Annotated in this window: 26 protein-coding genes; 19 read left to right on the top strand and 7 right to left on the bottom strand. The window is 42.7% G+C overall.

Annotated elements, in window-relative coordinates; translation table 11 throughout:
- Positions 1-71 precede the first annotated feature (71 nt).
- The 3 genes from M8E35_RS22130 (at position 72) to splB (ending at position 3,298) form a co-directional block, all read left to right on the top strand.
- On the top strand, positions 72-362 hold the full coding sequence (locus M8E35_RS22130) for a phasin family protein (protein ID WP_252472577.1): 291 nt from the start codon (positions 72-74) through the stop codon (positions 360-362).
- A 172-nt stretch (positions 363-534) separates the two neighbouring features.
- Positions 535-2,214, top strand: coding sequence for an ABC1 kinase family protein (locus tag M8E35_RS22125; RefSeq protein ID WP_252472575.1), 1,680 nt, complete (start codon positions 535-537; stop codon positions 2,212-2,214).
- A gap of 40 nt (positions 2,215-2,254) precedes the next feature.
- Positions 2,255-3,298 carry a spore photoproduct lyase gene (gene splB / locus M8E35_RS22120; RefSeq protein ID WP_252472573.1) on the top strand — a complete coding sequence of 348 codons (1,044 nt, stop codon included), beginning with the start codon at positions 2,255-2,257 and terminating at the stop codon, positions 3,296-3,298.
- Here splB and M8E35_RS22115 read toward each other — a convergent pair.
- From M8E35_RS22115 to M8E35_RS22100, 4 genes are all read right to left on the bottom strand, one after another.
- The gene (locus M8E35_RS22115) at positions 3,295-3,984 is read right to left on the bottom strand and encodes a LutC/YkgG family protein (RefSeq protein WP_252472571.1); all 690 of its coding nucleotides are present in this window, start codon (positions 3,982-3,984) and stop codon (positions 3,295-3,297) included. The two genes, splB and M8E35_RS22115, sit on opposite strands and share 4 nt — an antisense overlap.
- A 5-nt stretch (positions 3,985-3,989) precedes the next feature.
- On the bottom strand, positions 3,990-5,405 hold the full coding sequence (locus M8E35_RS22110) for a LutB/LldF family L-lactate oxidation iron-sulfur protein (RefSeq protein WP_252472569.1): 1,416 nt from the start codon (positions 5,403-5,405) through the stop codon (positions 3,990-3,992).
- Positions 5,402-6,130 (bottom strand): (Fe-S)-binding protein, encoded by a 729-nt coding sequence (locus tag M8E35_RS22105; protein WP_252472568.1) that lies wholly within the window; start codon positions 6,128-6,130, stop codon positions 5,402-5,404. The genes M8E35_RS22110 and M8E35_RS22105 overlap by 4 nt, the downstream gene beginning before the upstream one ends.
- Before the next feature lie 214 nt (positions 6,131-6,344).
- Positions 6,345-6,515 (bottom strand): hypothetical protein, encoded by a 171-nt coding sequence (locus M8E35_RS22100; RefSeq protein ID WP_252472566.1) that lies wholly within the window; start codon positions 6,513-6,515, stop codon positions 6,345-6,347.
- 249 nt (positions 6,516-6,764) lie between these two features.
- Here M8E35_RS22100 and fadR point away from each other — a divergent pair, with 249 nt between their 5' ends.
- Genes fadR through M8E35_RS22085 form a run of 3 tightly spaced genes read left to right on the top strand, consistent with a single transcriptional unit; the run spans position 6,765 to position 10,962 of the window.
- Positions 6,765-7,352, top strand: a complete 588-nt coding sequence (fadR, locus tag M8E35_RS22095; protein WP_252472564.1) for a fatty acid metabolism transcriptional regulator FadR — start codon at positions 6,765-6,767, stop codon at positions 7,350-7,352.
- 52 nt (positions 7,353-7,404) lie between these two features.
- Positions 7,405-9,792 (top strand): 3-hydroxyacyl-CoA dehydrogenase/enoyl-CoA hydratase family protein, encoded by a 2,388-nt coding sequence (locus M8E35_RS22090; RefSeq protein ID WP_252472562.1) that lies wholly within the window; start codon positions 7,405-7,407, stop codon positions 9,790-9,792.
- A 12-nt stretch (positions 9,793-9,804) separates the two neighbouring features.
- The gene (locus tag M8E35_RS22085; RefSeq protein ID WP_252472560.1) at positions 9,805-10,962 is read left to right on the top strand and encodes a thiolase family protein; all 1,158 of its coding nucleotides are present in this window, start codon (positions 9,805-9,807) and stop codon (positions 10,960-10,962) included.
- Between the two features lie 292 nt (positions 10,963-11,254).
- Here M8E35_RS22085 and M8E35_RS22080 read toward each other — a convergent pair whose 3' ends face one another.
- Both M8E35_RS22080 and M8E35_RS22075 read right to left on the bottom strand, forming a co-directional pair.
- Complete coding sequence (locus M8E35_RS22080; RefSeq protein ID WP_252472558.1) at positions 11,255-11,395, bottom strand: hypothetical protein; 141 nt, start codon at positions 11,393-11,395, stop codon at positions 11,255-11,257.
- Between the two features lie 117 nt (positions 11,396-11,512).
- Positions 11,513-11,653: a hypothetical protein gene (locus M8E35_RS22075; RefSeq protein ID WP_252472558.1), complete on the bottom strand. Its 141-nt coding sequence runs from the start codon at positions 11,651-11,653 to the stop codon at positions 11,513-11,515.
- A gap of 232 nt (positions 11,654-11,885) precedes the next feature.
- Here M8E35_RS22075 and M8E35_RS22070 point away from each other — a divergent pair, with 232 nt between their 5' ends.
- A complete protein-coding gene (locus tag M8E35_RS22070; protein ID WP_252472556.1) occupies positions 11,886-13,658 on the top strand; it encodes an acyl-CoA dehydrogenase FadE in 1,773 nt (590 codons plus the stop codon).
- 201 nt (positions 13,659-13,859) lie between these two features.
- Here M8E35_RS22070 and M8E35_RS22065 read toward each other — a convergent pair whose 3' ends face one another.
- Positions 13,860-14,009 (bottom strand): hypothetical protein, encoded by a 150-nt coding sequence (locus tag M8E35_RS22065; RefSeq protein WP_252472554.1) that lies wholly within the window; start codon positions 14,007-14,009, stop codon positions 13,860-13,862.
- Between the two features lie 159 nt (positions 14,010-14,168).
- On the opposite strand from M8E35_RS22065, the gene M8E35_RS22060 reads away from it, so the two are divergent.
- From M8E35_RS22060 to M8E35_RS22005, 12 genes are all read left to right on the top strand, one after another.
- Positions 14,169-15,068 carry an MBL fold metallo-hydrolase gene (locus M8E35_RS22060; protein WP_252472553.1) on the top strand — a complete coding sequence of 300 codons (900 nt, stop codon included), beginning with the start codon at positions 14,169-14,171 and terminating at the stop codon, positions 15,066-15,068.
- Positions 15,069-15,119: 51 nt separating this feature from the next.
- The gene (locus M8E35_RS22055) at positions 15,120-16,415 is read left to right on the top strand and encodes a methyl-accepting chemotaxis protein (RefSeq protein ID WP_252472551.1); all 1,296 of its coding nucleotides are present in this window, start codon (positions 15,120-15,122) and stop codon (positions 16,413-16,415) included.
- Positions 16,416-16,502: 87 nt separating this feature from the next.
- Entirely contained in the window at positions 16,503-16,997 is a 495-nt protein-coding gene (locus M8E35_RS22050; RefSeq protein WP_252472549.1) for a spore coat protein, read from the top strand.
- Positions 16,998-17,401: 404 nt separating this feature from the next.
- Positions 17,402-17,977 carry a dihydroxyacetone kinase transcriptional activator DhaS gene (gene dhaS / locus M8E35_RS22045; protein ID WP_252472547.1) on the top strand — a complete coding sequence of 192 codons (576 nt, stop codon included), beginning with the start codon at positions 17,402-17,404 and terminating at the stop codon, positions 17,975-17,977.
- A 256-nt stretch (positions 17,978-18,233) separates the two neighbouring features.
- Positions 18,234-19,814: an oleate hydratase gene (locus M8E35_RS22040; protein ID WP_252472545.1), complete on the top strand. Its 1,581-nt coding sequence runs from the start codon at positions 18,234-18,236 to the stop codon at positions 19,812-19,814.
- Between the two features lie 386 nt (positions 19,815-20,200).
- Positions 20,201-20,626 carry an ArsR/SmtB family transcription factor gene (locus M8E35_RS22035; protein WP_252472543.1) on the top strand — a complete coding sequence of 142 codons (426 nt, stop codon included), beginning with the start codon at positions 20,201-20,203 and terminating at the stop codon, positions 20,624-20,626.
- A gap of 90 nt (positions 20,627-20,716) precedes the next feature.
- Entirely contained in the window at positions 20,717-22,867 is a 2,151-nt protein-coding gene (locus tag M8E35_RS22030) for a heavy metal translocating P-type ATPase (RefSeq protein WP_252472541.1), read from the top strand.
- 73 nt (positions 22,868-22,940) lie between these two features.
- Entirely contained in the window at positions 22,941-23,549 is a 609-nt protein-coding gene (locus M8E35_RS22025) for a methyltransferase family protein (protein ID WP_252472539.1), read from the top strand.
- Positions 23,550-23,710: 161 nt separating this feature from the next.
- A complete protein-coding gene (locus M8E35_RS22020) occupies positions 23,711-23,929 on the top strand; it encodes a YmaF family protein (protein ID WP_252472537.1) in 219 nt (72 codons plus the stop codon).
- Between the two features lie 140 nt (positions 23,930-24,069).
- Positions 24,070-24,510, top strand: coding sequence for a histidine utilization transcription antiterminator HutP (gene hutP, locus M8E35_RS22015; RefSeq protein ID WP_073032717.1), 441 nt, complete (start codon positions 24,070-24,072; stop codon positions 24,508-24,510).
- 150 nt (positions 24,511-24,660) lie between these two features.
- Positions 24,661-26,229, top strand: a complete 1,569-nt coding sequence (hutH, locus tag M8E35_RS22010) for a histidine ammonia-lyase (protein WP_252472535.1) — start codon at positions 24,661-24,663, stop codon at positions 26,227-26,229.
- A gap of 289 nt (positions 26,230-26,518) precedes the next feature.
- Entirely contained in the window at positions 26,519-26,863 is a 345-nt protein-coding gene (locus M8E35_RS22005) for a metal-sensitive transcriptional regulator (RefSeq protein ID WP_252472533.1), read from the top strand.
- The last annotated feature ends 21 nt before the right edge of the window (positions 26,864-26,884 follow it).

The raw sequence follows: 26,884 nt of genomic DNA, 5'->3' as shown, positions 1-26,884 counted from the left end.
GATACTAACGAGTTATAATGATACAAATGGTTCATGAATATGGTGCAAGTTGGATAAAGGAGGAGATCGTTTTGAAAGACCTTATCAAAAAAGGGTTGTCCATTGGGTTAGGTTTAGCGGTGGTGAGTAAGGAGCAAATTGAGAAGCTTGTTGATGAATTAGTTAAAAAGGGTGAAGTGTCTACTGCAGAATCTAAGGACCTCATTAATGAATTGTTAGAGAAAGGGGAAGCTGAGCAGAAACAGATGAATGCCCGAATTCATGAACAATTAGAAAAAGTCCTCAGAGACCTGAATGTTCCGAGTAAAGCGGATTTTGAGCGATTAGAAAAAAGAATTCAGGAACTGGAAAACAAGCAATAGAACAGCTTAAAGAAAATCAAGGATACTCAAACAGGGGCCTGAAATAAAATTCAGGCCCTCTATATAGCAGATCTTTAAATAGTTAGTAAGCTAACGTAATGGTAAAGTATCAGGAGCGTTAGTTGAACTTTGAATCTGAATCACGAACCTCGAATAAAGGGGACGAATTCTTATGATTGGCAAAAGAATACGCCATATTAAACGGTATCGAGATGTCGCTAAAGTCTTAGCTCGCCACGGTTTTGGTTTTTTTGTGGAGGAGATGGGACTTTTACATATGCTTTCTCTGCCTAAACGGCTTTTTACGGATACTGAAGAGATGGACCCTATGTCGGTTGGGGAGCGGATACGCTCAGTGATTGAGGAATTGGGTCCTACATATATTAAGATTGGGCAGATTGCCAGTACTCGTGCGGATATCTTCCCGCAAGAAATTCTTTGTGAACTGGAAAAACTGCAAGAGAACGTACCTTCCTTCTCCTTTGAAGAAGTGACTGAGATTATTGAGGAAGAACTAGGTTCCCCTCTTGAGGATATCTTTTCTTCGTTTGATAAAAAAGTGATTGCAGCGGCCTCTATTGGTCAGGTTCATCGTGCGCAACTGCGTGCTACTGGAGAACTGGTTGCTGTTAAGGTACAGCGTCCTCGGATAAAAGCTATGATAGAAACTGATTTAGAAATCCTGTTGGATTTGGCCGCTTTGGCTGAAAACCGTATGAAACGAATGGAACGTCTCCAATTGTGCGATGTCGTCGAAGAGTTTGCCAAGTCGCTACGTAATGAATTGGATTACACTATTGAAGGCAGAAATGCGGAGAAAATAGCAAAGCAGTTTAAGAATGATAAGTTGGTTCACATTCCTTCGATTTATTGGGATTACTCTACTCGAAAAGTATTAACGATGGAGTTTGTTGAAGGTTTAAGGCTGAATCAGTTTGAAGCTCTTGAGAAAAATGGGTACGAACATAAAGTAATAGCAGAACAACTTGTTCGAGGGCTCTTCCATCAGATATTAATCGAAGGCTTTTTTCATGCTGACCCGCATCCCGGAAACATCTTTCTTTTACGGGGTGGCGTGATTTCGTTTATCGACTTTGGTATGGTAGGCAGACTTACATTAGATATGAAACATAATTTCGCTTCCTTAATTATCGCTATGATGCGTCAGAACACTGAGAGTATGATTAAAGCGGTTCTACGAATAGGGATAGTTCCTGAGGATGTCAATCTATCTCTGTTAGGTAATGATGTAGATGAATTACGAGAAAAGTACATGGATGTTCCTATGAGTCGGATCAGTCTTGGTGAGGCGATTAGCGACCTTTTTGAAGTTGCCTTCCGTCATCAGATACGCATTCCCTCAGATTTTACGATGGTGGCTAAGTGCTTACTGATTTTAGAAGGAATTGTGGAAAAGTTAGATCCCAATTTGAGTATTATGGACATGGCAGAACCGTTTGGAATTCAACTCCTTAAGGAACGTTACAAACCAAGTACCATTGCGGGCAGGCTATGGCATAATGTCTCGGATTATGGTGATCTTTTAGTAGATCTTCCTAAACAAATGAAAGATTTGATGCGGAATTTAGTTCGAGGGCGTATTCGCATAGAAGTCAGCGTTCCGGAGCTGGATATTTTCCTTAGGAAATTGGATCGTATTACAAATCAGATATCCTTTAGTATTGTTTTGCTTTCCTTTAGTATCGTTATGGCGGGAATCATTGTTGCTTCGGCTTTAGGCCAGCAGCCTATAACGTTTTGGCATATCTCCGTTATCGAGATTGGAGCAGCGATGGCGGGTCTGATGTTGCTTTGGCTGTTTATCTCTATTTTTAAATCGGGAAAGTTTTAGTTAGTCAATCTTAGGGTAACCTACTCCTGAGGTGATCAAAATGTCGTTAGAATTTATTCCAACTCGAGTATTTTATGAGCCAAGTGCTCTTGATTATCCCTTAGGAAAAACCTTAGTGGAGAAATTCCGGCAGATGGGGATATCAGTAAGTCCCACTTCTTCCCATAATCGGATTACAGGAATTCCAGGAAATACTGCAACAACTCAGTATCGAGAAGCCAAGCGGACATTGGTGATCGGGGTGCGTCGTAGTGGGACATTTCAATCGTGTAAACCGTCTGCCCATTATCAGTTGCCACTTGTCACGAGTTGCCCAGGCATGTGTGAATACTGCTATTTAGCCACCACATTAGGGAAGAAACCCTATGTGCGGATTTATGTCAATCTGGAAGAGATTTTAGGTATAGCTTCAAAATTGATTCTAGAGCGACTTCCAGAAATTACTCAGTTTGAAGGAGCTGCAACTTCAGATCCAGTTCCGGTGGAAAAATACTCTGGGGCCTTGAAGCAGGCGATCGAATTTTTTGGTCGTGAGACCAACGGGCGTTTTCGCTTTGTCACCAAGTTCACGGAGGTAGATGGTCTGCTCGAGGCTAAACATGAAGGTCATACTCGGTTTCGCTTTAGTTTGAATTGTTCTGAGGTCGTAAAAAGATATGAACATGGAACTCCCTCTCCAGAAGAACGCATTATTGCCTCAGGGAAAGTCTTGAAAGCTGGGTATCCTTTAGGCTTTATCATTGCTCCCATTTTTCGGTTTGAAGGATGGCAAGATGCGTATCGCAGGCTTTTGGAGCGCACCTCAGAAGAATTGGTAAAAAGGGCTCCGTCCGGTTGGTCCTCAGAGCAATTAACCTTTGAATTTATCTCGCATCGCTTTACTTCGAGAGCAAAAACTAATATTTTAGGAGTTTTTCCGAACTCCTCCTTACCCATGGAAGAGGCTGAGAGAAAATTTAAGTACGGGCAGTTTGGTTACGGAAAATACATCTACCAACCGGAAGAAATAATGGAAATGAAAGAATTTTTCTTAAAAGAAGCTAAGGGTTATTTTCCCTTAGCCCAGGTGGAGTATTTTATCTAATTGTCTATCACGACAACATAAACTTCAATGGGACCGTGTACCCCGATGGATAGATCCATTTCTATATCGGATGTTCGGCTGGGGCCAGAGATCATCTCTATGGCCGCTGGGGGAGTTCCTAACGCTGAGATTTCTTCGAGGACTTCGAAGAGGTTGTTCCGAATCTTTGTGGTCTCAATAAAGGCGAGATGACGAGGAGGGAGCAGACTTACAACCCGTCCTCTTAAGGGATCACTATTCATCACAATTGTACCGGAAAGCGCGATTCCCAAATCAGAACCTGTAATGCCAAGTTCCGCATGAGCAGCGATGGAATAACGGTCGCGAGGGTCTAAGGACGATTGAGTATAGCGGGTAAGGGGCCAGTTTAATGTGGAAAAGGCGGATTCCGCAATTGAGGGGAGCATATCCCAAGCAATGAGGGCTTGAGGATTATCTTTAAACCAAGTAATAGGCAGGTCTCCAAACCATTCCTTGAGGCATTGGAGCATGTCGTTTTCAGATTTTACAATAGCCCCTTTGCCCCCTAAGGCTTGCCAATTTTGCAAGAAGATAGAGGCTCGTTCTTCTGTGTTGGATAAACGGTATTGGGGAACAGATATCTCAACTGGAGGAGGAGTTTCAGTGGGGGTGGGACGACCTAGTTTGGACGCCAGGTGATTGATAAATTCATTGGTATTGGTCATTGCTCTCACCTCTTATTATTTAAATCAGCCCAAATTTGCATAAAGGGTTTGGGGGCGACCATGGGAAGGGTACGGCTCTTAGTCCAGTTGGAAAGTGGTGGTGGACCTCCAGTGATCCGATGATTTCGCACGAATGGCCGCTGCAAATGAGCGCCTAATCGGAGTGCTCTGCGCAAGGTTTTCTCACGGGTGAAGAGGTAGCGATAGGCTTTAAAGATCTGTTGTTCAACTTGAGGAGTGTGTCCGCTTTGAGTTTTACGCATCCTAAGTTTTACTAAGAGATCGTGGAGAGGGATACGGACGGGACAGCCCTCGGTACAAGCCCCACAAAGGGAGGAGAAGTAGGGGAGGTGACCCCATTTTTTCCAATCTTTCTCCAATAACGGAGTGATCACAGATCCGATTGGGCCGGAATATACGGAGCCGTATGCATGTCCTCCAAGTTGGCGGTAGACTGGGCATACGTTGAAACATGCTCCACAGCGAATACAGTTTAAAGCTGTGCGGAACAGCTTATCTCCTAGAATTTCTGAGCGGTTATGATCCAGGATTACAAGGTGATATTCTTCCGGACCATCTGAATCGGCGGATTTCTTAGGAGGGGTGAGGATGGTTGTGTAACTTGAGAGCCGTTGCCCTGTCGCACTCCGGGCGAGTAAATTTAACATAATGTCGAGTTCCCGAAATGAGGGGACAATCCGCTCCATGCCCATGAGAGTAATCTGGACTCGGGGCAAAGTGCTTACCATTCGTCCGTTTCCTTCGTTAGTTACCATGACGATGCTTCCCGTATTTGCTACAGCGAAATTGCACCCGGTGATTCCGATATCCCCTCGGAGAAACTGTTCCCGCATTTGAATACGGGCGAAACGGGTAAGAGTCGGAGTGTCAGAGCTTAAGGCGTGACCAGCGATAGGTTCGAATAAATCGGCAACTTGCTGTCGTGTTTTATGCATTGCTGGAACAATGATATGAGAAGGGGGCTCGCCGGCAATTTGGATGATATATTCCCCAAGGTCTGTTTCGACGACGGCGGCACCATCCTCCTCTAAGGCGTGATTGAGGTGAATTTCCTCAGAGATCATGGATTTAGATTTTAGGACATTTTTTGCGTCATGTTCACGAACAATGTTACGGACGATGCCTACAGCGTCAGCCGGGGTTTTGGCCAGATGAACATGCACTCCTCGTTGTTCCATTTGCTCAATTAGTTGGTGTAAATAAAAGTCCAAGTTAGCAATTACATGTTTACGAATAGTTTCTCCAGCGTTACGCCACTCTTCCCAATTTCCCAGTTCGTCAGATGCTTTATACTTGTTATTCCGTAAACGATCAGTAGCCCTGCGAGTGGCTTGGCGTAAGAAGTTATTGGCGAGGGCCTTATCTACGCGTTGATCGGTGGTTAGGTTAAACATGGTCATGATTTCATTCCCTCCCCCAGCAACTGTATGATATGCATAGTTTTCACGGGTTTATTAATCTTTTCTAAGTAGCCGGAGATATTCATAAGGCAACCCATATCGAGTCCCAGAAGTATATCTGCACCAGATGCAAGAACATGCTCTGCTTTTTCGGCGACCATTGCCTCAGAAATCTTAGGCATTTTCACAGAGAACGTTCCACCAAACCCACAACAAAGTTGGGCCTCGGGCAGGGGAAGAAGTTCAAGTCCATTCACGTGTTGAAGCAATTTTAGGGGAGCTTCGCCAATCCCTAGAAGCCGTGTGGCGTGGCAGGAAGGATGATAGGTAGCTTTTGCTTTGTAGTGAGCTCCCAGATCAGGCTTCTTCAGTACATCAACGACAAATTGGGTGAATTCATAACTCTTGTGAATGAGATCTTCTGCTTTTTTTAGGTAAACAGGCTCGTTCTCAAATAAGGTAGGGTAATAGTGATGAATCATTGCTATACACGAGCCGCTTGGACCTACAACTACTTCGCTGCGTTCAAAGGAATTGATAAGTGTCCGGGCAACTTCCCGAGCATCATCAACGTAGCCGGAATTAAAGGCAATTTGGCCGCAACAGACTTGCCCTTCGGGAACGTCGACAGTATGCCCTAAGTGTTTTAATATTTTGGCCATTGTCAGATCCACTTCCGGGTAAAAGGCATTAGTTAGGCAGGTTGCAAAGAGAGAAACCTTCATAAACACCATCCTTTTGAAAATCACTATATCTATGGGGGCAGTTGTCTTAGTATTTCCTCATCAATTGGATTTTGATGCGGGCAGGGTGTTTATATATGCAAAAAGAGAAGCTATTAGCCTTTCAGTGCTTTAGCTTCTCTTTTTTACTTTATATGGAAGTCCCTTCTCGCCGTCCATGGCTACAGGGACACTTGGCCATCCATGGCCGGCGGACTTAACCGAGAATTGGTACATTGGGTTCGTCGTACCAGATGGAGAGGACAGTGGCTGAGCCAGTGCTCTGAGTGATATTAAGCACCTTAATCCAACTGTTGTCATCTAACCATTGATTGACTTGGTTTTCTAAGATTCTGGAATCAGGGGAACTGAAAATCTTGACTTTCATCCTATTCGTCCTTTCAACTGGGTGATATTAATTGATTGAGGGGTATTTAATTTAATAGGAGTATTCCTCAACTTAATCATAAGGCAGACATACTTATTGTCAAGATTCATAAATTTAATTTTAAAATTGGCACAAAGGTTCTGAAAAGTCTATTTATTTTTTAACTAGGCTATGGTATGATGATCTTACTGAATGGTTATTCATTCATTGTCGAATTATTACTAATTTGAGAGGTGAGGTGCAGATTTCATGGACATGCAGCGCGAGGGTAAATTTCAACGGATTCTCGATGCTGCTATTGAAGCTTTTGCAGAATCCGGCTTTCATCAATGTCAGGTAAACAAGATTGCCCGCTTAGCGGGAGTTGCAGATGGTACCATTTACTTATACTTCAAAAGCAAAGAAGACATTCTCATACGCGTTTTTCAGGAACGAATGGGAGAATTTATCGCAGGTGTGAGTCGTGAACTTTCACAGTGCAAGACGACAAAAGCGCGCTTACGGACGATTGTAAGAACACATTTTACTTATATGGAACAAAACAGGTCAATTGCCATCGTGACTCAACTGGAGCTTAGGCAGTCCGAACCGCGTGTGCGGTTACCCATTAATCTTACTGTATTAGATTACTTTAACCTTATTGAGGGGGTGATCCAGCAAGGTATAGAATGTGGAGAAGTTCCTAAGATCGATACACGAATAGCTCGTCAAATGATCTTCGGATCATTAGATGAGGCCACAACCGATTGGGTGATGGCGCGGAGTCCACGAACACTCAGCAGTGGAATAGAACCAATGTTAGCTTTGTTTGAGGGCGCACTTCGGTTAAGAGAATAACCGTAAGATATATAACGAGGTGCCGTTGAACCGAAACGAGAGGAGGATGGAAATGCAGATTCATAAAGTAGCGGTAATAGGGTCAGGCGTGATGGGGAGCACCATCGCTGCACACTTGGCCAATGCCGGAATCCCGAGCCTGTTGTTGGATATTGTTCCTTCCAAACTGTCGGCTAAAGAAGAAGCAGCCGGATTGAAAATGGAGGATCGGAAGGTACGAAATAGTATCGCAGAAGGCAATAAGGTTAAATTATTGAAAATGAATCCCGCCCCATTATTAGTTCCAGAATTCGCGGATCGCATTGAAGTTGGAAATCTAAGCGACGACTTAGCACGCTTAAACGAAGTTGATTGGGTAATTGAGGTTGTCGTGGAACGTCTCGACATTAAGGTGGATCTTTTCAAGAAAATCGCTGCCCACGTCCGTCCAGGCACGATTGTCACTTCTAATACCTCTGGAATTTCCTTAAAAGCCATGGTAGAAGAGTTGCCAGAAAGCTTCACTCGATATTTCCTTGGAACCCATTTCTTTAATCCCCCACGTTACATGAAACTCTTAGAAATTATCCCTGGCCCTAATACCGACCCGGAAATTATTACGTTCCTATCCGAGTTTGGAGAGAGAGTCTTGGGCAAAGGAGTTGTCCTAGCGAAAGATACACCAAATTTCATTGCTAATCGTATTGGCGTCTTTGGTTTAGCTGTAACACTTCAGGAAATGTTGCGTTCTGGCTTGACCGTGGATGAGGTAGATGCTCTCACTGGACCCGTGATGGGACGTCCAAAGAGTGCCTCCTTTAGAACGGTTGATCTTGTCGGTTTAGATACCTTTATTCATACAGCTAATACTGTAGCAGTTGGGGTGCCTGCCGAAAAAGAGAATTTTACATTACCTGAATTCATGCAAACAATGCTGGCTAATGGCTGGCTTGGAGATAAAACAAAGCAAGGATTCTACAAGAAATCTAAAGGACCTCAAGGCAAAGTCATTGAAGTTCTCGATCCGCATACGATGACTTATGTTCCGAAAAAAAGTGTGAAATTTGCTTCTCTTGATAAAGCAAAAGCTGCAGGCGGCCTGACCGAAAAGATTCGCACTTTAGTAAATGGTAAAGATCTTGGGGCAGAGTTTGCTTGGAATGTATTAAAGCCTGTCTTGCTGTATGCAGCGACGATCTCCAAGGATATTGCGGATAACATTTCCGGAATCGATGAAGGGATGCGCTGGGGCTTTAACTGGCAAATGGGACCGTTTGAAATTTGGGATGCTCTTGGAGTCAAAACAATCGCAGATCGTGTGGTCGCAGAAGGTGGAACCCTGCCTCCTCTAGTCGAAGAATTGCTGGCTAAAGGGAATGGGCGTTTTTATCAAAAGAGCGAGTCCGGAGAAGTCTCTTATTTCGAAGCAGGAGAGTATCACAAAAAAGCAGTAAGTCCCTATGAGTTTTCGCTCAAGCAAGCTCACAAAGACGGCAAGAAAATTTTGGGCAATGCCGGAGCAAGTCTAATTGACTTGGGGGATGGAGTAGCCTGCTTGGAATTCCACTCTCCGAGCAATTCCATTGGTGCCGATATTTTAACCATGATTCATAAGTCGTTGGCAGAAGTTGAGAAAAACTTTCTGGGAATGGTCATTGGGAATCAAGGCAAGAATTTCTGTGTGGGCGCAAACCTAATGCAGATTCTCTTAGAAGCTGAAGAAGAAAACTGGGATGATCTCGATTACATGGTTCGTCAATTCCAAAATGGAACAATGGCATTGAAATTTGCTAAAAAGCCTGTCGTAGCGGCTCCCTTCGGTATGACTCTGGGGGGCGGAGCGGAAGTTTGCTTGCACTCCCATGCCATTCAAGCTTCAGCAGAAACCTATATGGGCCTGGTTGAAGTTGGAGTTGGCTTAATTCCTGGCGGCGGAGGAACCAAGGAAATGGCCATACGGGCTATGGAAGGAATTCTCCCAGGCGTGCAAGTCTCTCCTGATTACTTCTTTGCCAAACGGTTTGAAATCGTGGCCATGGCTCAGGTTTCAACAAGCGCAGAAAAAGCGCGTCAGCTTGGCTTCTTACGTGCCCATGATCGCTACAGCATGAATCCAGACCACATTATATTGGACGCCAAGGCGCGGGTCATTGACTTAGCTCGTAACTTCCGACCCAATTTACCAACGAAATACAAAATTGGTGGGGCCGGCGTTCGTGCAACCTTAGAAATAGCTCTGCATGGAATGCGTGAAGGAAATTATATTTCAGAGCACGACCAGCATATAGGCAAGAAAATTGCTTTTGCAATGACCGGCGGAGATCGCCCGGCAGGAATGCTCGTGGATGAGCAATATCTCTTAGACCTGGAACGTGAAGCCTTTATGAGCTTAGTTGGCGAACCAAAGACTCAGGATCGTATTCGTCACATGCTCGCCAAAGGCAAGCCATTACGGAATTAGGGGGGGAAAAGAATGCAAGAAGCCTTCATTATAGACTCGAAGAGGACAGCCATAGGTAAAGCAATTAAAGGTTCCTTGGCACTTGTACGTCCAGATGACTTGGGCGCTTATGTAATACAAGATATTTTAAAAAGAGTACCATCACTTAATCTAACAGAGATCGATGATTGCGTCATCGGTTGCTCCTTTCCTGAAGGGGAGCAAGGGATGAATATGGCCAAAATAATGACTCAGCGCGCGGGCCTGCCGGTTGATGTCCCTGGCGTAACAATCAATCGCTTCTGCTCATCAGGTTTGCAAGCGATTTCTATGGCAGCTGACCGAATTCGCTTAGGTGAAGCAGATGTGATGATTGCCGGAGGAGCAGAGAGCATGTCTGCGGTTCCACTTGGCGGTATGAAACCTGCACCAAATCCTTACTTGGCAGAGCATTCCCCACTGGCTTATGTATCTATGGGGATTACTGCTGAGAATGTTGCCAAGAAATACGAAATAACCCGTGAACAACAAGATGCCTTTGCAGCTTCTAGTCATCAAAAGGCTTGGGCTGCTCAAAGCAGCGGGCGTTTTGATGATGAAATAGTACCGGTTCCGTTGCCCATGTATGGAAAACCCGGTGAAAAGTGGTTCACCAAAGATGAAGGGATTCGTGCGGAGACCACTGCAGATTCGCTTGCGAAATTAAGGACAGCATTTAAGGCAGGTGGTACAGTGACGGCTGGAAACTCATCCCAGACCAGTGACGGTGCAGCCATGAGCCTGCTTATGTCAGAACAAAAAATGAAAGCGCTTGGCCTGAAACCTATAGCCGTATGGCGCGGATTTGCAGTGGCTGGTGTAGAACCGGAATTAATGGGTATTGGTCCGATTAAGGCGATTCCAAAGGTGTTAAAACAAGTCGGATTGACCCTTGACCAAATCGATTTATTTGAATTAAATGAGGCTTTTGCATCTCAATCGCTGGCTATCCTTAAGACGCTGGACATAGATCCGTCAAAGGTAAACGTTAATGGGGGAGCTATTGCCTTCGGACACCCGCTCGGTTGTACTGGTGCTAAGCTTACAGCTACACTCTTAAGTGAAATGACTAAGCGGAAGTTGAAGTACGGTATGGTGACCATGTGCATCGGTGGCGGGATGGGCGCTGCTGGAGTTTACGAGTTATTATAATTTGGGGTCTGTGAAAGTCAGGGGAAATTGCGCGTTCACCCACGTTCCCGTTCACTGGCTCGTTGGATGCTGAAGGAATTTCGCCAACCTCTGGGTAGCGCGAGATGTGAACCTGGGCGAAATTGGCCTTCAGCATCGGAACTCGCTTTAGCGTGAACTCCCACGAATGGGTTCACTAAGCAATTGTCCCCTTTCTTTCTGGTCGACGGGGATAGGAACGAGGGACGGGGGACGTTGGGGACGGTTCTGAGTTCATCTTTGGGGTCTGTGAAAGTCAGGGGAAATTGCGCGTTCACCCACGTTCCCGTTCACTGGCTCGTTGGATGCTGAAGGAATTTCGCCAACCTCTGGGTAGCGCAGGATGTGAACCTGGGCGAAATTGCCCTTCAGCATCGGCACTCGCTTTAGCGTGAACTCCCACGAATGGGTTCACTAAAGCAATTGTCCCCTTTCTTTTTGGTCGACGGGGATGGGAACGAGGGACGGGGGACGTTGGGGACGGTTCTGAGTTCATCTTTGGGGTCTGTGAAAGTCAGGGGAAATTGCGCGTTCACCCACGTTCCCGTTCACTGGCTCGTTGGATGCTGAAGGAATTTCGCCAACCTCTGGGTAGCGCAGGATGTGAACCTGGGCGAAATTGCCCTTCAGCATCGGCACTCGCTTTAGCGTGAACTCCCACGAATGGGTTCACTAAGCAATTGTCCCCTTTCTTTTTGGTCGACGGGGCTAGAGACGGGGGACGGGAGTACGCCTGGGAACGCACGGAACGTTGTGGGTAGAGATGTAGGCTTTAGAAGAAAAGAGAAGATGTTAGGGTGCAGAGTCGAAAGTAATGGGTTCAATGTTATAGCGTTCGAAACTGAACGTCTCTATGCGAACCTCGAACGTCGAACTTTGCATCTCGAGAATGAGGAGGATATATTATGGAATTAGAATTACGCGGAGGCGGATTTTTACTGGCTGAAGTTGCTCCGGATCAGATATATGTTCGTGAGGAGTTAAATGAAGATCATAAGCAACTTAAGAGAATGGCTCATAATTTTATGTCAAAAGAGGTTGCTCCGAAGGTAGAGGAAATGGAGGAGCAACAAGAAGGCGTCGTTCGGGAATTTATGCGCCAAGCTGGTGAATTGGGATTACTTGGGTTGGAAATCCCTGAGGAATTTGAAGGCTTAGCTATGGATAAAGCTTCTACGGTAGTAGTAGGTGAAGAAGTTCCTCGTGGTGGATCATTTGCGGTTGCTTATGCAGCACATACTGGAATCGGAACTTTACCTATCGTTTATTTTGGTACACCTGAGCAGAAGGCTAAATATCTTCCGGGCCTTGCTAATGGCACCAAAGTTGCTGCCTACTGCCTAACTGAGCCTGGTTCAGGTTCGGATGCTTTAGGTGCTAAGTCCACAGCAGTTCTTAATGCCGAGGGAACTCACTATATCATCAATGGAACAAAACAATTTATCACCAATGCCGGATTCGCAGACATCTTCCTGGTCTATGCTAAAGTAGACGGGAAAATGACTAATTTTATCATTGAACGCGAAACACCGGGTCTGTCATTTGGACCGGAAGAACAAAAAATGGGAATTAAAGGTTCTTCCACACGCCAAGTCATCTTGGAAGATGTTCTGGTTCCTGTAGAAAATGTGGTTGGTGAGCTCGGACGTGGACATGTTGTTGCCTTCAACATCCTGAATGTAGGTCGCTTTAAATTGGCCGCTGGGGCAATCGGCAGCGTCCAAGTTGTCTTGGAGACTGCATTAAAGTATGCTTCCGAGCGTAAACAATTCGGAGAAGCTCTCAGTTCGTTTGGCGCGATTCAACATAAGATTGCAGAAATTGCCACCAAGACATATATGGCTGAGAGTGTTGTTTATCGTACTGCAGGTCTTATGGAGACTGGATTCCATGGACTCGATCTGACTGGAGATTGCCGTAAAGAAGCTGGTAAGGCTTTAGAGGAGTACGCTATTGAATGTTCCCTTAATAAGGTCTACGCTTCTGAAGTTTTGGATTTTGCCGTAGATGAAGGGGTTCAGATTCATGGCGGTTACGGATTTATTAAAGAATATCCGATTGAACGTATGTATAGGGACTCCCGCATCAATCGTCTGTTTGAAGGAACGAATGAGATCAACCGTTTGCTTGTGCCGGGAACACTCCTGAAAAGGGCTATGACTGGTGAACTTCCATTGCTTCAGGCAGCTCAAGCTGTCAGCAAAGATCTGGTCTCCATTGGAATGGGCGGTGATGCAGAAGGGTTAGTAGCACTTAACCAAATGACACAGAAAGCAAAGAAACTATGCTTAATGGCTGCAGGATTGGCAGCTCAAAACTTGGGTATGGCTTTGAAAGATAATCAATTTGTTTTGACAGGTATGGCAGAGATGGTCCTCCAAGTCTACGCTATGGAAAGTGGCGTTCTTCGTGCGCAGAAAGTTCAAAACATGAATGTTTCTGACGAGCATAAAGCATTCGTTGAAAAAGCCGCAACCCTAGGAGCTTATGCAGCATTTAATATTCTTGAGCAACAGGCTAAAGAAGTACTTTGTGCAGTAGAGAAAGGGGATTCTCTCAGTACTGTTCTAGCAGGAATGCGCAAGCTTGTCCGCAGGCCGAATGTCGATATGATCGGAATGCGTCAAGAAATTGCTAAATATATTATAGAGAAAGAGTGTTATCCAGTAAACTACTAAAGGAAAAAAGAGACCTAAATAACTGTGACTACAACAAAAAGGCCATCGTCTGTTTACGACATGGCCTTTTGTTCTACTAGCATCAAGCATAAGTGTACAAAACAGTCACGCGTTGGTGCCTTCTCACCATCACGGCATGTAGCAATCGCAGCGATGAACTTTACTAATACGGTTGTAGTTCATATATTAATTAACTAGTTGTTAAATCGTTGCTTCAGTGCATTTGTCGCAAAGTACTGAGATAGTTTCTCCGTTACCTTGACCAGAATAAAAAATCGTTTTGTGACAACGCTCGCATACGATGCGGTACTGAAAAAGGGTAGATTCTTCAGTGGCCTGATTTAAATTCATTAATATTATCCTCCTGACCTATTCTTTAGTTTCTTAGAAATGATGAAGCGTCCTGATATATTTAGATTATTAATCAATTATTCTTTACTTATTCAATTGTACTTTATTATAGATGTAATAACAATGAATATTCATTCATTCCTAGGAGGTATTTTTATAATGATAGACATACAGGAAGTATCTAATAATGTTTATATGTTGAAAATTCCTGTCCCCATCAATGTGGAAGCAGTTAACTTATACCTATTTGATGGAGAAATTCCTACTTTATTAGATACAGGAACTAATACACCGGAAGTAATCGAAGCAGTTCATGAAGGAATGAAAAAGGTAGGGATAAAAAGGCTGGAACAGGTCTTGGTTTCTCATTGGCATGTTGACCATTCAGGAGCAGCAAATACTTTTGCTCAAGAAGGAGCAAAAGTATTTATAGGATCACGGGATTACCAAGAGTGGACAAGTTTTGTACATGGGGAAGCCTTCTCCAGTCTTAATCAATGGGCAACCCAAGAATGGGGTGTGCCAGAAATGGAAATCCCAGGAATGCTAAAGATATATAAACGACTGCAATACTTAACAGCCTTACCTGATCAGGTCGCATTAATAGAACCAGAACAGACTGTTATGGCAGGTGATAATCTGTTGCGTGCTATTCCGACACCAGGTCATACGGCAGGACATCTCTCTTTTTATAATGAGAAAGATTCTTTACTCTTTTCCGGAGATATGTTGCTTCCAGATGAGATTCCCTATCCGGGCATCTGGGAAGAAGAGGGGCATGTGGTAAGCGGCATGCCGAGTTATCTAGAAAGTTTAAATAGCATTGAGGCCCTGCAGACCAAGATGTATTTACCGGGGCATGGTTTACCAAGTGAAAATTTAATTGCACGATGTCAAGAAATTAGAGAGAAATTGTATCATCAGAAGACTAAGCATCGTCCAGCTGAGAGCGTTTATTTGAGCGCCTCAAACGGCAATCAAAAGATCCATCCGGGAGTACTTTTTATACAACTACACTATATTTATGGGTGGGAGCAGTTAAAAAGCCGGATAGGCTGACCTTATGATTCAATATAAGTATATTGGGGCCATGAGAAAGGAGGCATTTAAATGGAAGTTAGGGATGGGACTTTTGAGGAAAAAAAGCAATCGATCAGCTTGGTCAAGTATATAAGTCAAACATTATTGACGGTTATTCCTATGGTAGCCGCAATGGGACTTGTTATTATTTATGTCATGGAACTTGATCGGTCAAATTCGATTTCTTTATTTCTTTTGTTTTTACTATCAGGCATCCTAACAGGGATTTTTACTTCCTCAAAAAAGTATGTGAGCTTTCTAAAACCCATCTATATGATGCAAGAAAGAATTGTTAAGGTAGCTCAAGGGGATTTAACACAAAGAATCAGTGTTTTAAAAAAGAGCGATGTCGTAGAGTTAGCGCAGGCATTTAACCATATGATGGATAACTTTGGAGGTATTATAAGGGAGATAGGCATGATGTCGAAGGCCTGGGTTGTTTCGGCAGAAGAATTATCAGCAAGCTCTGAGGAAGTAACGGCTACGAACAGCAGTGTCGCCGATTATACTGCTCATATGGCCTCAGAGACCCGAGATCAGGCGCGAATACAGCAACAGATGAAGGTTATGGTTACAGAACTTGAAAAAGCCTCTCAAATGATTGCTGAAAGAGCTCAATCTGTTTCCCTCGAAGCGGTAAAATCCGAAAAACATTCGAATGATGGGTTAGCCAAGCTTTCGTTCATCGTGACCACTATGGAAGAAACAAATAGGGCAGTGAACAAATCTGTGCAGTTAATTGAGGAACTTGCTGAGCAATCGAATCGCATCGGTTCGATCACAGAAACGATTGCCCAAGTAGCAAGACAAACTAATCTTTTGGCGCTTAATGCTGCAATTGAAGCTGCACGGGCTGGGGAACATGGAAAAGGTTTTGCCGTGGTTGCCGATGAAATTCGTATACTGGCAGAAAATGTAGCCTCTTCAACACGAGATGTTACGGAAATAACGACTCTTATTCAACATAGCGTTCATCATGCAGTTCAAGGAATGATGCTAACAGATGCTAAAGTCAAAGAAAGTGTGGCAACGATTCATGAGGCTCAAGAAGCTTTAACTGTTATTACGGATTCGACTAAAGATGTTTCTAGCAATATTTCTGATATAGCTGCCTCAAGCGAGCAAATGCTTGGAAGTATGGAAGAAATAAACCTCTATGTAGATAGAGTTAAGCAGGTTTCAGATGAGTCAGTGATAAAAGCTGAAACTATCGAGGGATCAACTAAGGAAGTCGCGGCATCTATGCATATTGTTGCAACAACAGCCCAATCTTTAGCTCAAAACGCTAGTCAGCTTCAGAATGCAGTTGATAAATTTAAAATATAGGGCCCTGTAAAATCAAGTCGCTAAAGGCATGCATAGAATCGAGAATAATGAAAACAATATAAAGCAGAAATAAGGAGGTGCTTTATATTGCCAATTCAATTATCACAAAAGGAAAAATCGCTTTTGATGGACCAAAGAACTCACGAGGAGACCTGTGTCGATAAATACACTAAATATGCTAACCAAGCTCAAGATGCTCAATTGAAACAGCTCTTTAATTCTTATTCAGCAAAGGAGCAAGAACACCTGAATACGATTAATCAGTTATTAATTGGACAGGTGCCTAGTGTGGGGGGGCAACAAGGCCAAGGCCAACAAACTCAGAATCAACAGCAAACCGCTGGCAATCAAGGCCAAATGACCTCAACAGTTCAAGGGAATTATAACCAAGAAGATGCTAAACTATGTAAAGACATGTTAATGACAGAAAAGTATGTATCTGGTGCCTATGATACTGCGGTGTTTGAATTTAGAGATACTAATGTACGGCAAGTTCTCAATCATATTCAAAAAGAAGAACAGCAACATGGCGAAGGAATTTTTCAATATATGCAAAGCCAAGGTATGTATCAAATACAGTAGATCTCATCTCGTCTTGGCTAACATCGATTCTTAAGTGGCGTAAGTCTCCGATGGAGGCTTACGCCAAAAGCTCTTAGACAGTGATGAATGCTAAGGAGTAGAAAATAGGTAAAGAAGCCATTGATTCATCGGTTTGACGAATCAATGGCTTCTTTTCTGAACCTTTACACCACTTCTTGACAATACAAGGAATGCAAGCGACCCGAAGATACGCTTCTCATTCCTCCCTAATAAGATCTCAGTCTCCATATTTCAAAAGATATAAAGAATGAGCAAAAGTATAAGGTGCGCATAGGTGGGAAGACTGCTTGATTATGCTATAATAGAGAATGTACAAATCGCAATCTCTATTTGGAAGTCATAGGCGAGTGTACTTAATATACTCATAAAAAGGTGGAAGAAGAATGCCAAGGTCATCTCTGACCAAAAAAGCGCTGGCAACCTCTTTAAAGCGTTTAATGGAAAAGGCCCCCCTGAACAAGATTACGGTTCAAGAAATTGTTGATGATTGCGAGCTTAATCGTCAAACGTTCTACTATCATTTTCAGGATATTTTTGATTTATTAGGTTGGATCTATACAACAGAAGCGGTAGAGAGTATAGCTAACTACAAGACTTATACAACTTGGGAGGATGGGTTTTTAAAAATCTTCCTTTATATCGAGAAGAATAAGGCTTTTTGTCTAAATACGTTAAAATCTTTAGGTCGAGATCATCTAGACTCCTTTCTTCATTCGGTTTCGTTTGAATTACTAATGGGTGTGGTCAATGAAGTATCTAAAGACATGAAGGTTAAGGACGAGGATAAGAAGTTTATAGCAGATTTCTATACACTGGCTTTTATCGGGTTGGTGATTCAATGGATGAAAACAGATATGAAGGAAAAACCTGAAGTCATCGTAGAAAAACTAAGCGAGCTGGTGGAGGGGAATTTTGCCAGCGCACTAAAAAGATATGAAAAAAGCAGTAATCAGTTATAACAAAAATACTTTTTAACCAGGTACCTATAGACTAGACACTTGAGAGAGTGTTTAGCTGTAGGTTCTTTTTTTGAAATTTTTTTAACATTTGCACGTTGTTCTATAGAGAAATATAAAAAACTATACAAATTCTTTACTATGTAAAAAAATTAAACACTGCGAGTATTGTGTTCATATTCTTTTGGGTTTCAAAACGTTATAAATAAAGTGTCGGATCTAAAGAAGATCAAAAACGAAATGATGGAGGTCAGGTATAATGAAAAAAGACTATGAAAAAGAACAGGTTTACTTTGTTGGTGGCGGGTTAGCTTCTCTGGCTGGTGCGGTTTATTTGATTAGGGATTGCGCTTTTCCGGGCAAGAATATTCATATTATCGAAGAAATGAAGATTATCGGCGGAAGCAATGATGGGGCTGGAGATTCCGAGCAGGGATATGTTATTCGCGGCGGAAGAATGCTCAATGACGAAACTTATGAGAACACTTGGGAGTTATTAAGGTCTATACCCTCTCTGGATGATGCAAATCGATCGGTGAGAACCGAAATTTTGGAATTCGATAGGGCACATCCGACTCATGCTAAGGCTCGGCTGGTTAACAAAGACGGTGAGATAGAAGATGTTATGTCAATGGGGTTTGATCTTAGTGATCGCCTAGCTATGGCCAAACTCATTATTACCCCTGAGGAAAAGATGGGTAAGGCGAGAATTAGTGATTGGTTTAGCAATCATTTCTTTGAGACCAACTTCTGGTATATGTGGGCGACTACCTTCGCTTTTCAACCTTGGCACAGTGCGGTCGAATTAAAACGCTATATGATTCGTTTTATGCATGAGTTCCCAAGGATTCAGACTTTAGAAGGGGTTACGAGAACCCCGTATAATCAATATGATTCAATCATTCTGCCAATAAAAAAATATTTAGATCAGCACGAAGTTGATTTTGAAATGAAATGTACTGTGACAGATCTGGACTTTAAAGATTCAGATGGTATTACCGTAACTGCAATTCATTATACTAAAGACGATGTTACAGGATTGATCGAGCTTAATGAAGGAGACCGGGTTATCGTCACAAACGGATCCATGACGGATGGCTACAGCTTGGGGTCGATGACTAAAGTGCCTGTTCTGAACGGTAAGGGGAACTCTTGGAAATTGTGGGATACAATCGCTAAGAAAAAGCCGGGTTTAGGAAACCCAACTTCCTTTGATAACGATATTGCTGGCTCAAAGTGGGAATCTTTCACAGTCACATGTCAAGATTCCAGATTCTTTGACTTGATGGAGAAATTTTCGCGTAATAAGGCGGGCTCAGGAGCTCTGGTTACCTTTAAAGATTCCAATTGGCTAATGTCTATCGTACTGGCCTATCAACCGCACTTTTTAAACCAGCCTGGAAATGTTAAGGTGTTTTGGGGGTATGGGCTATATCCTGACAATGTTGGGAATTATGTTAAGAAAAAGATGGGTGAATGCACTGGTGAGGAGGTTCTAACTGAGCTGCTATATCATCTGAAATTTGAGAACGATCATGAAGCAATCTTAAAATCAGCTAATTGTATACCCTGTATGATGCCATTTATCACGTCTCAATTCATGCCCAGAGCCATTGGAGACAGACCGCAAATCATTCCTGAAGGGTCGACCAATTTGGCTTTTGTTGGTCAATTTTGCGAAATACCGGATGATGTTGTCTTCACTGAAGAATACTCTATACGTTCGGCAAGGATTGCTGTCTACAAATTGTTTGGAATCAATAAAGAAATTAGTCCCATCAATCAGTATCAATATGATATTAGAAGCTTGTTTAGTGCTTTTATAACTTCCTACAGATAAAAATGTTATAAGTACTAATTAAATTCTGCAAAAACAAGTTTCCATAAATACCAGTTAAGCTGCTATTGCTCGATTTTTCATTGGGTTGTGGCAGCTTAATTTTATTTAATTTCAATTTCTGATCTCAGTGTTTGTAGATAATAATAATATTTATTAATCGCTAGTTAATTTCTAAGGGCTAAAATATAGACAATACTGCTGACATTTAAGTGTTTTATCAAATTCTTCAGGGGAACATATCATATGCTGTATTGTCTTTATTTTAAGAAGAACATTAGAAGTCTTAAAATAAATCGGAAATCTCGAGGTAAAAGGATTGATAAAAAATAGTTATTCGTTATAATATACATATGAACATATAATCACATGTAAGGAGATGCTTTATCATGGCTAGAAATACGGAGGAATCTGAGAATCGCCTTTCGGAATCTAGAACACAGTCCTCAGATAGCCCAGTGTGTGAAATCTTATGTGTCCATACTGATTTGATCGAATCAGTTCGTAAAACACTCATCCCAGGGGGACAGGCCCATCATTTAGCTGATTTATTTAAGACGCTTGGAGATCCTACACGGGTACGAATCATGGATGCCTTAGCAAAAAACGAATTCTGTGTCTGTGACTTAGCGGAACTTTTGGGATTGAGTCAATCAGCTACGTCCCATCAATTGCGTGTTCTTCGGAGTAACAATCTTGTAAAGTATCGCAGGGAAGGAAAGATGGTTTATTATTCTTTAGATGACGACCACGTTATGGCACTTTACCGAGAAGGCCTGGAGCACATCTCAGAGGGTCGTACGGAAACTTACTGACATTTGGCAGAGCGATATATAAACTGTGACTTCGAACCTCGACATCGCAGCAGCTAACAATTTAAGATATTTGGTTTGGAGGAGAAAAGAATGAGTCTAGAACAAAAAGGTCACGAACGGATTAAGTACCGTTTAGAAGGTTTAAGTTGTGCAAATTGTGCCCTAAAAATTGAAAGAGCCTTTTGCTCTGAAGAAACGATTGGAGAAACCTCCTTAAACTTTGCTACCCAGACGGTCTATCTGCCTTCAACAGCCGTTGAGGTTGCCCAACGTATTATTGATCGAATTGAGCCAGGCGTAATATTAAAACCAGTAAACCAACTAGGTAAGAGCCTGCAACAAGAGGAAAGCTCCGCAGATGGTCAATGGCAAAAAATTCGTATGGTTGTTGCAAGTATTTTGCTTGCTGTAGGACTGTTATTACCAATACTTGGGTTCAATCTCTTTGGGGTCTTGGAATATGCGATTTTTTTAAGCGCTTACGTTCTGGTCGGATATGAAGTTTTATATACAGCCCTGAGAAACATCACTAAAGGGGCATTGTTTGATGAAAATTTCCTAATGTCCATAGGTACGATCGGAGCAATTGCCATTAATCAATTGCCGGAAGCAGTTGGGGTTATGTTGTTTTATACAGTTGGCGAGTATATTCAAGACTTGGCGGTGAACCGTTCTCGACACTCGATCCAAGCCTTAATGGATATTAGGCCAGATTATGCAAACCTCGTTCATCAATTAGAGGTTCTCAAGGTCGCCCCTGAAGATGTCCAAGTTGGGCAAACAATTTTAGTTCGTCCGGGTGAAAAGGTTCCACTGGACGGGGAAGTTGTGCAAGGTTCATCATTTGTGGACACTTCAGCCTTGACTGGAGAATCAGTTCCAAGGAATATTGAAGCAGGAGATACGATTTTGTCTGGGATGGTCAATTCAAGTGGTGTGCTCACAGTTCGAGTTACTCGGCCCTATGCTGAGTCTTCTGTGCAAAAAATCCTGGACCTTGTGGAAAACGCCAGCTCTCGTAAAGCACCCACAGAGAAGTTTATTACTACATTTTCTCGTTATTACACGCCGGCAGTGGTGTTAATTGCTTTGGGAATTGCGGTAATTCCACCCCTTCTTGGGGCAGGGTCGTTCAATGAATGGATTTATCGTGCCTTAACAATTCTTGTGATTTCCTGTCCTTGTGCCTTAGTAATCTCGGTTCCTTTAGGGTATTTTGGCGGTATCGGAGGAGCATCACGACAAGGTATTCTAGTTAAGGGGGCGAACTTCCTTGAAGCGCTGACCAAGGTTAAGACGGTTGTTTTTGATAAAACAGGGACGCTAACCCAAGGAGTTTTCGAAGTTGTAAAACTAAGCCCGGCGACAGGATATAGCTCCGAGTTTCTCATGGAGGTTGCGGCGGCAGCGGAAATCCATTCCAGTCATCCAATTGCCAAATCGATTCGTGATAGTTACGGATTACCCCTTGAACCAGGGACCATTGAGGACTACCAGGAAATAAGCGGAAAAGGAGTCCAAGCAAAAATCAAAGGGTATGACGTTTTAGTCGGAAAGGCCGTTCTATTGAAGGAAGCCGGCATTCAGATTCCCGATACTGAGAACTATGGGCAAGCTGGAACTCTAGTTCATATAGCGGTTTCTGGGGAATATGCGGGGTATATTCTTATTGCAGATCGTCTAAAGCTTGGGGCCAAGGAAACCATTCAAGCCTTAGAGAACTCAGGCATTAAAACTGTCATGTTGACAGGAGATCTTCAGGCTGTGGCCCAAAGCGTGGCGGATGATTTAGGGGTTTCAGAATTCCATGCGGATTTAATGCCCCAAGATAAGGTTGCTTGGTTAGAAAGGCTGATGGCTGAAAAAGGCAGTAATGAGAAGGTTATCTTTGTAGGGGACGGAATTAATGACGCCCCAGTCCTTACACGTGCAGATGTTGGAATAGCTATGGGTGGATTGGGATCAGATGCAGCAATCGAAGCCGCAGATGTGGTACTCATGGAAGATCAACCAGCCAAACTCCTTACTGCGATTAATATCGCCGGTTTTACAAAGAAGATCATTTGGCAGAACATTTTCTTTGCTTTAGGGATTAAACTAGGCTTTGTTTTCTTAGGGGCACTAGGAATTGCTACTATGTGGGAAGCGGTGTTTGCCGATGTTGGGGTAGCCCTTTTAGCAGTTTTGAATGCAACTCGTGTGAGGCGGTATACCAGCCCTTCGCCAATTATTCACCCATAAACTTTTTACGAAGTGGGTGAAAAGGAAGTGTCATCTTTGGTTAAACGAGTTCACTTTATGGAGGAATAAGCCTATGTCGGATATAAAGAATAGTCTATCTTTACTTCTATTTCTAATATTTCTTTTGTCTTATTTGGCAAAATTAATGATTCTAAAGAAAAAGCATAAAATACAGGCCAATGTCCTCACAAAAGGTAAAACCGATTCTCAAATAAGAAGAACTGAAGCATTTGTAAAATCTACAACGTTTATATGGGGGTTAATGTGGTTTTTACTCTCCGTATTTGAACCTACTATTTCTTACTGGATCGTTCCTTTAGCTAGAAATGAATATTTGAGCGGTTTAGGAATTCTGATCATGGCATTGGGGTTAGCAATTTTCATTGTGGCAATGATCTCGATGAAAACGTCTTGGCGTGTAGGTATTGATAAAAGTACCCAATCATCTCTTGTAACTGATGGAATCTATCAGTTGACAAGAAATCCTGCTTTTGTAGGATTTGACTTGATGTTTATCGGACTTTTTGTTACTTACCCCAACATCTTAACCTTAGGTATAGCCGTCCTCAATATTTGGGCGATTCATCATTTAATAGTACAAGAAGAAAAGCATTTGAAAGAAACATTTAATGAAGAGTATTTAAAGTATTTCTATAATACAAAGAGATATATCTGTTTTTAATGAAAAATAGTTCATTTATCTTATAGAATAATTACTCGCGTTTAAGACACCCACTTCTTGTAAGTGGGTGTTGCATATTCAGCAAATTCACTATCACGGGCTTAGTGTTTCGGCATAAAATAGAGTGCATTTGTGATTAATCAAAGAGGAGGCATTCTAAAATGTATGTACACGGAAAATCCGATCCAGCTCATAATCACGGAAGTGTCACGCATACATCCTGTGATCATGGACATTCGCATTATTATAAAGCGGTTTCGGGGCCTTCTCTTCCAATGCCAAATAATTATCACGTCCATGACTGGGATTTCAATACTTCTGTTGATGACGGACATCGTCATCATATAAGTGGTCCAGATATGCCAGCTCCAGGGGTTTGAATTATTAACCCGAGTGAAAATTTTTATTGAATGATGCGCGTTTCTCGTCTATGATAAGAGTAGGGTCAGCTGTAAGATTGCAAGTAATCGGAAGCTTGACATAGATAAAAGAAAATTCGCGTTTTAATTAGGGGGCAATTATGATACATTGTTCATCTATTGGCAAAACGGCCTTACTAATTGCGATGGCTGAAGGAAATGAAACTGACGACTATGTTTCGCGTGCTCGAGAAAAGGGCTTTGATGTCGTGACAGGTAAGGTTGGCTCTATGGATGTCCAAAAGATTATTGCTGCTGTTGAAACAGCAGCCAAACGCGGCGGGCTAACCGATGATAGTTATCGCTCGCAACATGCCCTTTATCACGCCATTCTTGATGCTCTGCAAGGGTTAGGACGGGGACCGCTTCAGCTGGGAAATATTTTGCGCACAGTGGGACTACGCTTTGCAATTGTCAAAGGGCCGCGTATACTGGAGGATTTAGATGACCTCTGGATTGCTGTCAGCATGTACGGAATGATTGGTGCACCTATTAAAGGGCATGAACATGAGGTTTGTGGTTTAGGAATAAATCATCTTTAAAAGATTTGAACTTGCATTTAACGTATTTATTTTAGAAAGTTGCAATAAAATAGAGTATGCTCAGAGTTATTAGATGTTTGAGGGCTAAGCTGTAGACGAAAGTTTATAGCTTAATCCTCTTTTTTCATTGCTCTAAAAGGAGGACAAAACATGAGCGTTGTGTTAGCCGAAAAGTCTAAAGTCACTTTGGATGGAGAAACCCTTACATTAGAGCAAGTGGTTGCGGTTGCACGGTACGCCGCTAAGGTGGAATTGCACCCTACAGCCAAGGAAAGAGTTCTGAGATCCAGAGAGTATGTGGATCAATTAATTGAAGGAAATAAAACCGTCTATGGAATCACTACAGGCTTCGGTAAATTTAGCGATGTCCTAATTTCCAAAGATGATGCCAAAAAGTTACAACGCAACCTTATTATGAGCCATGCAACGGGTGTGGGGGAGCCTCTTGCGCCGGAAGTTGTAAGGGGGATTTTACTTCTTAGGGCAAATGCCTTAGCAAAAGGCTTTTCAGGCATTCGACTTTCAACTCTCCAGACATTGATTAATGTCCTGAATGCTGGAATTGTTCCTGTCGTACCAGAAAAAGGATCGCTTGGCGCAAGTGGAGATTTAGCCCCCTTGTCCCATATGGTTTTGGTTTTACTGGGTGAAGGGGAAGCGTTTTATAAAGAGCGTCGCATGAATGGGCGGGAGGCCCTTGCGCAAGCAGGGATAGAGCCCGTAGTTCTGGAAGGAAAAGAGGGTTTGGCCCTTATTAATGGAACCCAGGTTATGACAGCAATTGCGGCTTTGGCTGTCTGGGATGCTGAGATCTTATGTGAGTCAGCAAATATTACAGCTGCCTTGTCTCTCGAAGCGCTGGAAGGGATTCTTGATGCCTTTGATCCGAAAATTCATGCAGTACGTCCTCACCAGGGACAAAATGATGTTGCAAAAAAAATTCGCCAGTTGACGGAGGGAAGTACTTTCGTAGCAAATGAACAACATCCCAGAGTGCAGGATGCCTATGCACTTCGCTGTATTGCCCAAGTCCATGGCCCTTCAGGAGATGCGGTTGGCTATGTAAAAAAAGTCGTGGAAACTGAGATTAATTCGGCTACTGATAATCCATTAATCTTCCCAGAAGAAAGCGTAGTTCTCTCGGGTGGAAATTTTCATGGTCAACCTATTGCCTTGGCGATGGACTTTCTTGGCATAGCAATGGCAGAACTGGCCAATATCGCAGAACGACGATTAGAACGTTTGGTCAATCCTAACCTAAGTGGGCTGCCTGCATTTTTAACCCCCAACGGAGGTCTGAATTCTGGATTTATGATCGTGCAGTATTCTGCTGCCTCCTTAGTTTCGGAAAATAAGGTTTTAGCTCATCCGGCCAGTGTGGACTCGATCCCCTCCTCCGCAAACCAGGAAGACCATGTAAGTATGGGAACAATTGCAGCCCGCAAGGCCCGTAGTATCATAGAAAACACAGGGCATGTATTGGGGATGGAACTATTAGCAGCCTGTCAAGGGCTGGATCTCAGAACCGGCAAAGAAGAACTTCAACTTGGCAAGGGAAGCGAAGGTGCTTACCGGCTCGTTAGGTCTAAGGTAGCTGCACTTGGAGAAGATCGTGCCATGTATTTGGAGCTTAATCTGGCCAAGGAGTTAATTTCTTCAGGAAAAATAGCTAACTCTGTTCGATTTGAATTGGACAGAAAAGGGATTGCATTTTCATGAAGTTTAAACAAAATAGAATATAGAATTTCTAATTGAGGTGTTTCAGTTAAGCAATAGTAAATCATATAGCTTAGCTGAGCCCTTTCTTTTTTAAGGAAAAAATGCTCTTATAAAGGTTTAAGGTTGCCCAAAGGTTACATAATACTAAAAAAATCTCAATGATGTTAATGAGGATAGTATACAGCTAATTGGGAAAGGTGTTAATAATGACTTTATTCTATGACCCATGAAAATTTCTCAATTGACATATGGTATAGGGGGGTATACTATATAAGCAGAGGTGATTAAGATGAAATCCGAAGAAAAGCAGATACACAAGTGTTCGGTCTGTGAGAGTGAAGTGACGGAGCAAGGTGAACGAAAGAGTCATCATGACGATAAAACAATCAAAGAACTTGTAACTAGAATGAATCGAATTGAGGGTCAAATTCGTGGTATTAAAGGGATGATTGAACGTCATGTTTACTGTGATGATATTTTAAATCAGATCTCCTCCGCTCAATCTGCCCTAGATGGAGCTTCTCGGTTACTCCTGGAAAAGCATATGAAAACATGTGTTAAAGAGAGACTCCAAGGGGATGATGATCAGGTTGTTGATGAGGTATTAAAGACCATATTTCGCATGATTCGGTAGTAATGGGATCTTAGTTTGGAG

Source organism: Desulfosporosinus nitroreducens (assembly GCF_023897015.1).
Classification (GTDB): Bacteria; Bacillota; Desulfitobacteriia; order Desulfitobacteriales; family Desulfitobacteriaceae; genus Desulfosporosinus; species Desulfosporosinus nitroreducens.
Note: the sequence above shows the minus strand (reverse complement) of the source record. Positions and strands in the feature narration are given on the sequence as shown.